Below are 12,313 nucleotides of genomic sequence, written 5' to 3'. Positions count from 1 at the left end.
CGATGCCGCAAATTGACCGCCACAAAGACAGAACGGTAAATATTGAATTTGTTGCCAACGAGGGTTTGGACTGTCTTACTTATCCAGATCGATTTACATTAATCTTCATTACATCCGGTAGCATCATTGGTGTGCTCAACGACCGACCGATAGCTGTTTCCGCACCTGGCGTTCTGTGTTTGTCCCAAGATGATACGATACAAATACTTGAGAAGCATAATGCCTCTGCACAATCATTCAGTTATCATCCCGATGTGCTTAATAGCATCCCTATTTCTGAAACGGAAGATTATTTTCCTATTCATAAAAAAATACAAATAGGGCTTTCGCTTTTTCAGGACAATCCGACACGAACCAGAGTACCCATTGTTACCGAGAAGGCCTTTCCACAATTACTTGAATGGTTTTTTGTACTTGGAACAGAAGTATACGCGCAAAGCGATGCAAGCTGGGTATGTAGAATTAAAAAATATCTCATTCAGATATTGGGTGTGCTTGAGGACTTGAACCACGAAAATGAACAATCCCCTGTTGATCTAGTGCTGGATTATATACACACCAATTATTCCAATAAGATTACCTTGGAATATTTAACGAAATGTGCTCACTTGAATCGTGTATCGCTTAATCATATGTTTCAGGAAAGATGCGGATGTACAGCAATGGGATATTTGCTATCGCATCGCTTGAAAGTTGCGGGGGAGCTTCTCACCCACACAGGTATGAGCTTAAACGAAATTGCTCGTGCCACGGGGTTTGAGTATGACACTTACTTTATCAAACAATTTACGGCTAAGAAAGGATTGTCTCCAACCGTATACCGAAATACCTCCCGGCAATTCGCTATTTTACAATAAGGCCTACTTGTTGCTGGGCAAGCGTTTGATTTACTAAGGGTCCGTTTATTATAAAAAAGCCATCCCCTTTTTTTCTTCGGGGATGGCTTTTTCGCTTATGTTTCCTTCTTTTAAATTACCTTCTCATTTGCTTACCACGTTCTAACCATACTACCGCCTCTGCCACTCTTACAGCGCCGCAATCCGCTCCTTAATTCGTGGGAACAATCCAAAGGCGTTCTCGTAGAATACCTTCTCATGATGCTGCTCCGGAACAAGCCGGCGCACGAATTCCGCGTACAGATCAATCGGCGCGAGCGGCCAGTCGGTTCCGAACAGCATTTTCTCGTAATGATCGGAGTACACCAGCGCCCGGCGGAAATGGTCCATAAACAGCGGTTCGTTCATGAAGCGTTCAAAATGAGGCCGGTCACCGACGACTAGGCCGGATAGATCAGCGTAGACGTTGGGGTTCTTGGCTACTACCTCGGCAGCGTCCATCACCCACGGATCGCCCAAATGGCAGATCATGAAATTCACGCCGCGCTGCTGAAGGGCCAGTTCATCTACGGTGAGCGGATGTGAATACTTAAGCAAGCCGTTCATCGAGTATGTGTCGCCGGTATGAATTACCACAGGCACATCATACTTTGCTGCCAGCTCATAGATTGGGGTATAGATTTTGTCATACACGTAATGGTGATAGTATCCCGCATACAACTTGATCCCAGCTACCTCGGGAGCTTGCAGGCGTGCTTCGATCCGATCCAGTTCCTCCGAAGCCTGCTTACCGCCGAGCATGTTCGGATTAATTCCAACACATTCCATCAGGAATGGAGGTACAGTGTCTTCCAGGTCCAGGGGCATCGGATTGGGAGAACTGGAATCAGGAAAAGCACCCTTACTCTGCTCCGTGACGCCCATTCCAATACCGAGAATTACATCGTTCTTATCGAACTCTGCCTTGAGGCCAGCAGCGCTATAATCGACTTTGGACAGCTCTTTAGCTGTTTGATGAAAGCTGTCGATATCCGAGAGATGAATATGAATGTCAATAATCGGCATGTTAGTTCTCCTTTGTGTCAATAGGGCTAGTAAAGGTAATCTTCTGAAGATCACATACATCTTCTGGATTCAGAGTCATGCCACCCAAGATTAGGAAGGTTGGCTGTGTCCAAGCAGTTTCTCCATCCCGAAGGGAAAGATGGCGATGCACACTTTGATTGAATACTTTGTTGTTCACATACGCTGAAGCGTTCTGATTGTCAGCATTATTGACTATATGCAGCAAGTCCTTACGAGAAGCCGCTCCGATTCGCAAGAGCCCCTTGGAATCAAGGCCAGCACCCAGCTTTCCAAGAAGGAATCTCCCCTCCTCGGGAAGTTCCAACCATCCTTCAGAGAAGACAGGCGAAGGCTGGAAGTAGTTATCGTCCGTGAGTGAATAATACGGCAGGGCCTTACCGCTCTCGTTGGTCACCGAGTGCATGACACAGAGAACAGGGACACCAGGTAGCATCAGGTAATGCTGGTGGATCGTAATCCCCCGATTCGCCTCCTGCTTCTCGATGATAGTCGTCAGTTGGAGGCCCTTCCAGAGGTTCCCGTGATGATCTGTTCTCTCCACCCAAGCCGCACTTCTCGGTTCCTGTTGTCGGCTGAAGCCGCCCAAGCCAGGAATTTCCACACCAAGTCCGCCATACCAGGGATTCCACCAGGAACGCGGGGCCGCTTCCGGATAAGAACTGTCCAGCCACTCTTCATTCTGATACTTCAGGGAATGCACAACGCTCCCAAAGCCGGGAGCAGCCGCTATGGAGAGAACTCCATTGCTCACCGTGTAGATGGGGCCCGCCGGACCTTCTTCCACTCCGCATACGACCTCTGTTTCCTTCTGAGGGAACCAGAGCGCTGAGCGCGCCTGAACCCGATCCTCCCCCCGATAGACGGCACGGACCTTCCAATTAGATTCACTCTCACTGTACGCTGATCCTTCCTCTTCCTCAGGAGAGAACTCAAAGCCTGCGGAGCGCAAATCATGCTCTCTGTGTAGCTCTATGTCAGCGACTTTCGACTCTGCCCCACCATCGTTTTGCACATACAATTCGAGGTTCCCGGCAAGCGGAACCATCTTTCTTTCAATTAATTCTGCATGAAGCTCCCCAGGTGCGAACGGATTCCCGCCTCCAAGTGCAAGTTCGAGATGATCAGCCAGCACAGGAACAACCGGCTCATGCTGCTTCCTGGCAAAGGAACGGAAATCCGACCACTTCTTGAAAGTGTTCAGAGCAAACACAGTTGTCTTTGTCCGCACGACGTCGCCGGCAGGAATCCGGCCCAGATCATGTTCCAGCCCAAGCGGGTATTCCGGGCGAAGCAGCTTCAAGGAAGGGTCCCAGTAGATCCCGCTTGCCCCGTTCTCTTCCTTGTTGAACAGCCAGTTCTCCGTAATTTGTGCACTGTCCCAACGACCTGGATCACTGGAGTAAGCATCGCCCATGTCCACATACTGACCTTGGTAAGGCAGGATTAGCCGTTTGCCGAAGAAACCGAAGTTCGACTGCAAATACAGGTTCTCTTCCAGCTCTTGACTGGTAGTGTTGGTGATCTCGTGATGGAATTCAGCGATACCGCTGGCGAACAGCTTGGCCACTGACTTAATTTCTAGGCCAGGGAAATCTTGCGACTCGTACAGAGTTTCAAGAATTTGAGCATCTCCTTCCGGGTAAATCTTCACTTCTTTGGCCTGCTTCTTGGAGAATTCGTCGGTGAACGGCTTACCCAGCTTCGGATAGGGCCACCAGAAGCTATGATGAGAGCCCGGATATTCAATCCAGATATTATTGTCGTTCTTGCTCTGGTGCAGAGAGAGCGCACCATTCACAGCGACCCACTGATCCACATTCTCCCCACCGAAGCGACCGTCTGTGCCCTTTATCAAGACAGACAGTTTACTTGTAAAAGTCACCGACTGACTAGCAACCGGACTAGCCGTCACTTCCACCTCTTGCGAGTACACTCCGTATGATCGCAACGTGAAGAATACCGGAATCGCTGCTTTGCCCTTAGCTGGGACCGTGAAGCGTACCGTACGCTCGGCCCATTCAATGCACTCATCTTCCGGCAATTCCAAAGTATACTCCGCTTCTGAGGCAAAATTGTTCTCTACGTTCAGATAAAGCTCCGCAGGAATGCCCGGATACAGCGCCTTGGCTGGCAGCTCCATCTTCATCTTGAGCGGGAATTTCGGAGCAATACCGATACGGAATTCGGCCTGCTTGCCCCCAATCAACCACTGGCTTCTAACAACCGGATGGGTCTTCTTGTCATTTTGTTCCTCCCGTACTGGGTCAAGCGCGAATTCGCCCTCCACGATAATCGTATCTCCAGGAGCAATCGTGTGTGCAGCCTCCAGGGCAAAGCGGATATTCTTGTCATCCTGGCCCTTGATCTCAATGTCCAAATCAGAAGCTGAACAGTTCTTGATGCGGTAGCGAACGTTATAGTTGGAACCGAATACAAGATCATGATCGTCGATTTCGGTGGAGATTGTATAATCTGGTGTATCGAGAGCGGTTAGACCTCGACCCGTCTTTTCAAATGCTGCTCGCAGGGAGAGATCTCCCTTACTCCAAGTGTACTCCATAAGATCGAAGCCACGCTCCCGGCGGCCATCCGGCTCGACGATGAGTTCGCGGGTACTGTCCCCATACCAGTCCAGTTCTTCAAAATAAGGGGCGAGCGCTTCCGTCTGCAAAATGGTTGGGATGAAGTTCATCAGGTGAACATAATCATCATTTTTTTCCCAGAAGAATCCGCACTTCTTATACATCGGCACTGCCTTAGTGTTGCCCGCCCAAGTGAAGAGATCCAGCCGCGGCCAGCCCGCTTCGACCGTCTTGCTGACTGCGTTCAAGATCAGATTACGGCCGACTTTATAACCGTGATAATCGGGCCGTACATTGAGCAACGGTACATACAACGCTCCTTCATCAAAACGGTAGTGGGCGAAGCTACAGAAACCTACAACCTCCTTGCCATCAACGGCGAGAAAGGCATACAGATTGGACGAAGTCTCCATCTCCCGGCGCACCGTGTCCTCTGTTCGTTGGTTGGTACCGCCTCCCCAGCTTTCGGTACTGAGATTCCACATCTCAGCAAGTGCCCCAGCATAAGAAGGATCATATTCGATAATTTGGATTTGCTTCGCGGTAGTATTGATTGTCATGCTCTCATCTCCTTATTCTTACCTTAAGTATGTAAGCGTAGAAAAAACATTTTCAACTTAATCATACCATTAACTGGAATAGCATGACGAGGACAAAACTCTTATAAAAAAACACTACCAGCACTCGGCCGCTGGAGCAAGGACCAGCCAGATAACCGTTTAATGGATCGAAGTAGTATCCATCTGTTAATGCCGACCAGCATGACAATAACGGCGAGACAGATGAAAATATTAATCTCGAACACCAATTTGAACGCTTCCAGCTTATTGTCCTGCCCCGTTTCTCCACTCACCACGCCAAGTCCAAGCGCCGATCCGAAGACCATGCCCGCATTGCGGGTTAACGCGATCAGTCCTCCAATCGAGCCCACATGCTCTGCAGGTGTCCGCTGCATAATAAAGCTATTATTCGGAGAAGCAATGAGCCCCATGCCGAGACCAATAAGAGATAACATCGCAAACATACCATACATCGGCATCTTCCCTAGGTATATTAACAATAGAATGAACCCACTCCACATACAGCCAAGTCCCATGAGCATCAGACGATAGGAACCGTAACGGTCAGACCTTATGCTCTTTTTTTATAAGGATTACTGCTAGCGAATTGTCAGAAGACACGCTCAGAGATGAAAAAAAGAGCACGTCAAGAGAAGAGATCCTTACCTCTCGTTTTCTGGAAATTGCCACCGTGGATTGTTATCGTTTGCGGGGCAGCTGGTGGCTACTTTTTGGGTATGGTTTGAATGCTACAAGCGGGAGCGTGAACAATGGGAACGTGGCTCCCCTCCTAATGAAATGCGAAAAGATGATTCCGGATTGGAACCACCTTTTTCATATGTATAGCTGTATGTACGTGTTAGCCCGCTAACTCATTCTACAAAATCACCCACCTGACACAACCACACCATATGCGCAGAACCAGGGCCCCAGTAGTCAACTGCAACCTTGTAAGGCTCTCCGAATTTCCGCTTCCATCTCGACTGCGCGCTGCTGTAGCCACTGTCCAGACAAAATTGCTCCGTCCCTTGTGACGCCAGATAAGTTATTAATTCCTTAATTAATGCCGAACCCACACCTTGGTCTTGATAGCTTGGCAATACATATAGACTGCCCAGTTCGCCCACATCATCTAGCTGATTGTCAGATAATGCGCGAATAACCTCCCCACAGGGGGCATAAGAAATCGTACCCACGACCATTTCGTTGATTTTAGCAACAAGAAAATAGACATCTGAATGCTCCGCCAGAGATGCCAGAGCCTTCTGTTGTTTCACTTCAATTTCACTGTGTAGATTATCCGTTAAATGCATTATTCCTTCTTTTTCAAAAGTGTTTGTAATTGAGGCTGTAAAAAGTTCAAATGCAGATTGTAAATCAGCTTGCGTGAGTCGGGTTATGGTTAGTTGATTATTATGCGTCACTATGCTCGGCACCTCTTCATCATTTTCTTCTAACACTCATTCATACCATTATTACTTATTCGTTCTCATGAATTCCCGATCCTTCTCCTTTAACCGCGGACATTCGTAACAGTAGCCAAAGTCGCCATCCAAGCAATAAGCCAGACAACAGGCGGTTTTCATCCTTATTTTGCGATCAGGGATACTAGGGTGTTCAATAAATCTCGGTTTCCTGTTAAACGGGTTGTTGCGGAGACCGAACGCGCTGGGATCGATATCTTGTGTTAGCCATTCATAAAAATAAACGATTCGATTTCCACTTTCTTCATCCGAAGCTTGGGCCAGCTCTTCTTCCAGTTGAGCATATAACGCATTACCAATCTGTCCCCATAATGCAGCAGCATGGATCGGAACCAGCCCGGATAGTAGTTGAATCACAGGCGTTATCTGTTCCTTGTAAAAAATATGCAGCGTTCTCTTGTGCCCTTCCTCAGGGTCCGCTAACGGAACCTCGCTAAATCGCGTTTCATTGATTTTAAATGAAAAAAGGGGATACTGTCCATCTACGTATAATTGTACGGTCAAATTAGACAATGACAAATCCAGAAGGACTTCATTGCCCAGGTACAGCATGTGTTGCATTGCCCCGCATATACCCGCGAACCAGCTAACAAAAAAAGCTGCCGCAGCAGCAGGTTCTCTAGCTTTGATGAGCGAGCCGTAGGTGTCGATTAGGTGTTGCATATGTTCGGCTATTAGTAAATCGCTCGCAGGGATAGAAAGCACGGTGTTCTCAAGCTCACCCAAAGTCAGGGAGAACTTCTCTTCCAATTGTTGAAAATCAACCGTGCCCATTGCCTCCACTCCCATGATTAATGTCTATTGTTCAAAAGCATGAATAACGTCGTCAATAGCATGATTGTCTGCAAGTGGAGACATCCCCAGACTGAACCACTCCTTGCCTCCCATCATGTGCACCTGATTTTTCTTCACAGCGGTCATGTTCTTCCACAAAGAGCTGCTGAGCATGTCATTATATCTATTGCGTACTTCTTCACTGGAGTCATCATCTAACTGCAAGATGAGATGGTCGGGATTATATTGCGGTATTTTTTCCAATGAAATGGATAGGCTGATCTCGTCCTGAGGGTATTCTTTAATCGGCTTTAGACCTAGTGTCTTATGGATGAAGCTGCCCCGATCACTTTTTTCGCCATAAATAACGATTTCCTTCGCCATGATCATCATGTACAACACGGTCTCGTCTTCAGCTAGAGTCTGGAGTTTCTCCTTGGCTGCAGCTTCTTTTGTCTGCAAATCCTGAATGACTTTATCCGCTACTTCGGTTTTGCCGAGAACCCCGGCGATATCCCGTAACTCATCACGCCAATCATCGCGCTGTGGCAACAGCACCGTTGGTGCGATCTTAGAGAGCTGATCATAATCTTTATCGGACCACCATGTAGGAGCAATAATCAAATCCGGCGCAGAAGACAGAATGGCTTCAAAATTAGGAGTTTGGCCAATGCCCATCTTCAGCGTATCTTTGAACGGTTCTTTTAAATAAGAAGGAAATTCCGGATGATAGTTTTGGACCGCAATCGGTGTTACGCCAAGTGCATATAAAAACTCTGGGTAGACAACTGAAAGTCCAATGACCCGTTTCGGATCTGTTGGAATACTCAGGTCTCCCTTTAGAGTTGTAATCACACGCTGTTCACCTGTAGTTGCTTCATTCGCTTTTTGAGCATTCACTGCTGTATTTCCCACGTTAACGGCGTTGCCAGCATGATCTGCTTTATTGGTTCCGCATGCTGTGCTGAACATGACTAGCAATACGAGGATTAATCCTGTGATCAGACTGCGTTGCTGCTTCATTCTTCGATGACCCTCCTGATATTTTGATGGTTGGATGACAATCTCTAATTAAAATTGATTATCATTATCATATATTAGGAGTATAGAGGAATTTGTATTTGTGGAATATTGACGATAGCGACTTTTTTCTATGCACGATCCCGCCAAATTTTTAATACTTCATCCAGCACTAGCTCATGGGTGAATGCCGTATACTCAACCCAAGGATAAGATGGCAGGAAGTCTACCTTGCTGCTCGTAACGGCTTTGAGATCCCTCCATAGCGTAGAATTCATGAGTGCCCGCCAGCTTAATTGCGACTGAGTATCCTCATCTACAATCAGTAATAAACGGTCTGGGTCTAAATCTGCCAGTCCATTCGGCGTTAACTGCTGATCGGTTCTCAACAGATCGACTCCTTGCACAGGCGCGACTTGCAAATCATCATAGAATACCGTGGCTAGGCTTCTTTTGCCCAAAACATTGTAGCGATCACCGGTGATTCTCAGAATGAGGAGACTGTCCTCCTTGAATACGTGCTTCACTTGCTCCCTGACAAAAAGGGCCCTTCGATCATATTTCTCCAGCCACGTCTCCGCTGCTACGGTTTTGTCCAGAAAATGCCCAATCAGGCGTAAATGGGTACGCCAATCATTGTCCATCCACGGTACAAAATAGGCTGGTGCGATGCCTTTCAACAAGTCCTGCTCCTCCGGAGAGACCAGAATGTCGACACCAATAATGAAATCAGGCTTAGCTTGGCGAATTTCTTCTCTCTTGATCGATGGATTTGAACTTAGTGGCAGCAGGGCATCCATCTGGTATTTTCGCCTGTAATAATCCGTCCATGGGTGATCAGCTGGTGCGGCGAACGGATTCATTTGGAGCGCAATCAATTGCCCAATATTGGGAAAATCATAGGCTACTACTTTTTCCCTGCTATTCTTTATAAATGTGGCTGGTGGCACACCTGAGATCTGTTTGAATTTGCGCCGAAAATAAATATCATCGTGGTAGCCTACATGCCGGGCAATATCCCGCAGACGATGCTGCCCACCTGATCGCATCAGCTGTTGTGCCCGTTCTATTCGATACACGGCCAAATAGTCGATCGCGCTGTAGCCATATTTTTTTTTGAATAAACGCATAAAATGACGGGTACTAATTCCCGCCACTTTAGCCAAATGATCGATTGTGAGTTCCTGCTGATAATGCCGCTCGATATACTCTTTAACAAATTCCAGCGCCGTCTCTGAATCATTACCCTCTACAGGATGCGCATCCTGCAGGATCGTATGAAGCAATTCTAGAAAAAGGATCTGGCCGCGAAACCGTCTCAGGCGATCTTCATCCTGTATGTTTTGGCAAATCGCATCGCACAGCGTATGGACAGAGACCGGTGAGGTAACGATAACTTCCCCTTTGGCGGGAAACGGGCTATTCCTCGTAATAATCTGCATGGAGTGGCCTGAAGACCCATCGTCTTCCATAACATCAAATCGAATATGATAGAATCCTCGCTCATCAAGAGTGTTCACTGCCGCTTCCACCAATTGGCCTGGCGCACATACATACACGCTGCCTTGTCGAAGCTCGGTGAATTTTCCATCAATGGTTAGCCAGCCTTGACCGCTTGCCGCCACAAGAATCATATGGGATTCAATAAATTGCAGCCGTAGCTCCCAATGGTTCGCTTGATGCTTAATATGCTCCATCTCTCGAAGCTTGAAGCACAGCCCGTCCAGTGCTACATAATCTTTAGATCTAACATTGTTATCTATCTCAACCAAGCATTTCCACCGCCCTCATTCTAGCTATCCACATTTTAGCCCACAATGTTTAGCATCGCAATTTGTATGTACCAACATCTATTTTATAAATATACTTCAGCAATCTATAACCTGATTCAGCACGAGGGTATCGTAACTGAATCAGGTTATTCTTGCGCGGAGCAAGGAACTTCTTTGCTAGAATCGCTGCTCGGGGTACTCAGATCAACGGGTAATTAAGGACGATTTGCGGATTAGTATAATAAGGCGGTCTAAGCTCAATGACGGGTGCTGGCCATGAATGGTTCGAAGCGTAGTGCATATCTACATAGCCATTGTCATGCTGTATGAGCAAATAATACACCTGCGGGCTAAAATAATAAGAGATCATAGGTCCTCCTGGCATGCTTTTTTGTTACCAATGTACGTAGGCGCTGCTCGATCTGAGCCAGTACTTCGAATATTTTCAACAATGGGATGAGATCACCACAAATGCCTATTGCACATAAGATGATGTATGAATTCATTCGGGAGGCAACAATGGACAATAAACAGAAGATGGAGCAATTGGAGCAGGCCCAGCGATATTTTGCGGCTCACTTAAAAACAGAGCCCTACCCTCTGTTTCCCAATTACGGGAGGATCACAAAATATGAAGAGGTACCGCTCAATATGCCGGAGCAGCGACAGCTTCGCCAGCCGGGTCTGGAGCGACTGATGGTGCCTCTGCCACTGGTGGAGAATCCTAATTATAAAGGTAGCGAAAAGCTGTTAAATAAGGTTGCGCTCATCACTGGGGGAGATAGTGGCATGGGAGCAGCAGCGGCCATAGCTTTTGCCAAAGAAGGTGCCGATGTCGCGATTTCCTATCTGGATGAACATGAGGATGCACAGCGAACAGGAACAAGGATTGAACAGTTAGGACGGCGCTGCTTGCTCCTGCCCGGGGATGTAAGAGATAAGCAGCATTGCGCAGCAATAGTCGAACAGACCGTGAAAACTTTTGGCAAGCTGGATATTCTGTGCAATCATGTTGGCATCCAGTTCCAGCAGAACAGCCTGCTAGATATTACCGATGAACAGTTTGATGACACTTTTAAAGTCAATATTTATTCGCATTTCTATACTACACGAGCTGCGCTGCCGCATTTGAAGCCTGGCAGTTCGATCATTAATACCACTTCTGTCGTCGCTTATAACGGAGAAACGCTGATGATTGACTATTCCGCAACCAAAGGAGCAATTGTCGGCTTCACACGCGCCCTTGCACACAATGTCGCAAAGCAGGGGATTCGTGTAAATGCCATTGCTCCCGGGCCAGTGTGGACCCCACTTATCGCTTCGAGCTTTACGGCAGACAGAGTGGCTTCCTACGCGGCATCCAATCCAATGCAGCGTCCTGCGCAGCCGTTCGAAGTCGCTCCGACTTTTGTCTATCTGGCCTCGGACGACTCCCGGTTTGTGACCGGACAGGTGCTGCATGTGAATGGCGGCCAAGCGACAAGCTCTTAACTTTAAGTGGCTTCAGCAAAATTTCATACAACGCTCTATGATCGGATGTTAAAAAAAGAATGGAGGGGGATGATTTCCCGTCCATTCTTTTCTTTTAGTTGGCCTGATTTTATATGACTCATTTTTTAAGCTTATCAGGCATTGTTATGAAGATAAAACGGATGGTTTTTCTCCTCGGTCGTTTGATTTAATGTTCGATAGCTAGAGCGCCCTACATAGAGTGGAATTTCCAGCTTCGCAAGGTCAGGTAGCCCATTTTCCAAGAAACACTCCTTGTCCTGATAGGTCTGCACGATTTCCCCTGCGATCCATTCATGATCCCCATAGGTTGTGATATTTATAGTTTTGCATTCATAGGCAAAGTAGGCCTCAGTTAGCATAGGAATATCTACCTTGAGACCTTCCTCGTAACCGATCTTGAATTTATCGAACTTATCCATATCTCGCCCACTGAATGTGCCAACAGCCTGAATCATCTCCGAGCATCTCGCTGGCATAAAATGTACACCAAAAACGCCACTCTGCTGGATCAACTGGTACGAGTAGGTCTCCTTGCGAATGGAGATTCCATAGATTCCTGGCGATGATCCTATGTAAGTATGCCAGCCGGAGGCCATAATATTCTGCTGCCCGTTGTAACGCGAGGTGACGATCGCCACCATCCCTGGATAGGAATATGAGCGTGCTTCATTTATCGGTAATCTCATC

The 12,313-nt window shown here is 47.3% G+C and carries 11 protein-coding genes; 2 read left to right on the top strand and 9 right to left on the bottom strand.

Annotation, left to right across the window (positions count from 1 at the left end; all coding sequences use genetic code 11):
• The first annotated feature begins 2 nt into the window (after positions 1-2).
• Entirely contained in the window at positions 3-857 is an 855-nt protein-coding gene (locus tag AC3Y23_RS05440; RefSeq protein ID WP_379196459.1) for a helix-turn-helix domain-containing protein, read from the top strand.
• A 168-nt stretch (positions 858-1,025) separates the two neighbouring features.
• Here AC3Y23_RS05440 and AC3Y23_RS05435 read toward each other — a convergent pair whose 3' ends face one another.
• The 8 genes from AC3Y23_RS05435 to AC3Y23_RS05400 all read right to left on the bottom strand — a co-directional run bounded on the left by AC3Y23_RS05435 (position 1,026) and on the right by AC3Y23_RS05400 (position 10,484).
• On the bottom strand, positions 1,026-1,901 hold the full coding sequence (locus tag AC3Y23_RS05435; RefSeq protein WP_379196457.1) for an amidohydrolase family protein: 876 nt from the start codon (positions 1,899-1,901) through the stop codon (positions 1,026-1,028).
• Position 1,902: 1 nt separating this feature from the next.
• Positions 1,903-5,064 carry a GNAT family N-acetyltransferase gene (locus AC3Y23_RS05430; protein ID WP_379196455.1) on the bottom strand — a complete coding sequence of 1,054 codons (3,162 nt, stop codon included), beginning with the start codon at positions 5,062-5,064 and terminating at the stop codon, positions 1,903-1,905.
• A 101-nt stretch (positions 5,065-5,165) separates the two neighbouring features.
• Positions 5,166-5,639 carry an MFS transporter gene (locus AC3Y23_RS05425; protein WP_379197114.1) on the bottom strand — a complete coding sequence of 158 codons (474 nt, stop codon included), beginning with the start codon at positions 5,637-5,639 and terminating at the stop codon, positions 5,166-5,168.
• A 297-nt stretch (positions 5,640-5,936) separates the two neighbouring features.
• Positions 5,937-6,524 (bottom strand): GNAT family N-acetyltransferase, encoded by a 588-nt coding sequence (locus AC3Y23_RS05420; protein ID WP_379196452.1) that lies wholly within the window; start codon positions 6,522-6,524, stop codon positions 5,937-5,939.
• A gap of 15 nt (positions 6,525-6,539) precedes the next feature.
• On the bottom strand, positions 6,540-7,322 hold the full coding sequence (locus tag AC3Y23_RS05415) for a hypothetical protein (RefSeq protein WP_379196450.1): 783 nt from the start codon (positions 7,320-7,322) through the stop codon (positions 6,540-6,542).
• Positions 7,323-7,346: 24 nt separating this feature from the next.
• Positions 7,347-8,345: an ABC transporter substrate-binding protein gene (locus tag AC3Y23_RS05410; protein WP_379196448.1), complete on the bottom strand. Its 999-nt coding sequence runs from the start codon at positions 8,343-8,345 to the stop codon at positions 7,347-7,349.
• 128 nt (positions 8,346-8,473) lie between these two features.
• Positions 8,474-10,114 carry a helix-turn-helix domain-containing protein gene (locus tag AC3Y23_RS05405; protein WP_379196446.1) on the bottom strand — a complete coding sequence of 547 codons (1,641 nt, stop codon included), beginning with the start codon at positions 10,112-10,114 and terminating at the stop codon, positions 8,474-8,476.
• Between the two features lie 199 nt (positions 10,115-10,313).
• Positions 10,314-10,484 (bottom strand): hypothetical protein, encoded by a 171-nt coding sequence (locus AC3Y23_RS05400; protein ID WP_379196444.1) that lies wholly within the window; start codon positions 10,482-10,484, stop codon positions 10,314-10,316.
• Between the two features lie 167 nt (positions 10,485-10,651).
• Between AC3Y23_RS05400 and AC3Y23_RS05395 the strand changes: the two genes are divergently transcribed.
• The gene (locus AC3Y23_RS05395) at positions 10,652-11,605 is read left to right on the top strand and encodes an SDR family oxidoreductase (RefSeq protein ID WP_379197112.1); all 954 of its coding nucleotides are present in this window, start codon (positions 10,652-10,654) and stop codon (positions 11,603-11,605) included.
• 134 nt (positions 11,606-11,739) lie between these two features.
• On the opposite strand, the gene AC3Y23_RS05390 is transcribed toward AC3Y23_RS05395, so the two are convergent.
• Positions 11,740-12,312 (bottom strand): flavin reductase family protein, encoded by a 573-nt coding sequence (locus AC3Y23_RS05390; RefSeq protein WP_379196442.1) that lies wholly within the window; start codon positions 12,310-12,312, stop codon positions 11,740-11,742.
• Between the last annotated feature and the right edge of the window lies 1 nt (position 12,313).

This window comes from Paenibacillus sp. MAHUQ-45 (assembly GCF_058133325.1).
This window is presented reverse-complemented; position numbering and strand designations above follow the sequence as displayed.

What these genes read in the sequence shown, in the direction of transcription:
- AC3Y23_RS05390 (WP_379196442.1), bottom strand. Translation starts at nt 12,312, where the DNA reads ATGAGATTACCGATAAATGAAGCACGCTCATATTCCTATCCAGGGATG.
- AC3Y23_RS05430 (WP_379196455.1), bottom strand. Translation starts at nt 5,064, where the DNA reads ATGACAATCAATACTACCGCGAAGCAAATCCAAATTATCGAATATGAT.
- AC3Y23_RS05410 (WP_379196448.1), bottom strand. Translation starts at nt 8,345, where the DNA reads ATGAAGCAGCAACGCAGTCTGATCACAGGATTAATCCTCGTATTGCTA.
- AC3Y23_RS05395 (WP_379197112.1), top strand. Translation starts at nt 10,652, where the DNA reads ATGGAGCAATTGGAGCAGGCCCAGCGATATTTTGCGGCTCACTTAAAA.
- AC3Y23_RS05415 (WP_379196450.1), bottom strand. Translation starts at nt 7,322, where the DNA reads ATGGGCACGGTTGATTTTCAACAATTGGAAGAGAAGTTCTCCCTGACT.
- AC3Y23_RS05400 (WP_379196444.1), bottom strand. Translation starts at nt 10,484, where the DNA reads ATGATCTCTTATTATTTTAGCCCGCAGGTGTATTATTTGCTCATACAG.
- AC3Y23_RS05440 (WP_379196459.1), top strand. Translation starts at nt 3, where the DNA reads ATGCCGCAAATTGACCGCCACAAAGACAGAACGGTAAATATTGAATTT.
- AC3Y23_RS05435 (WP_379196457.1), bottom strand. Translation starts at nt 1,901, where the DNA reads ATGCCGATTATTGACATTCATATTCATCTCTCGGATATCGACAGCTTT.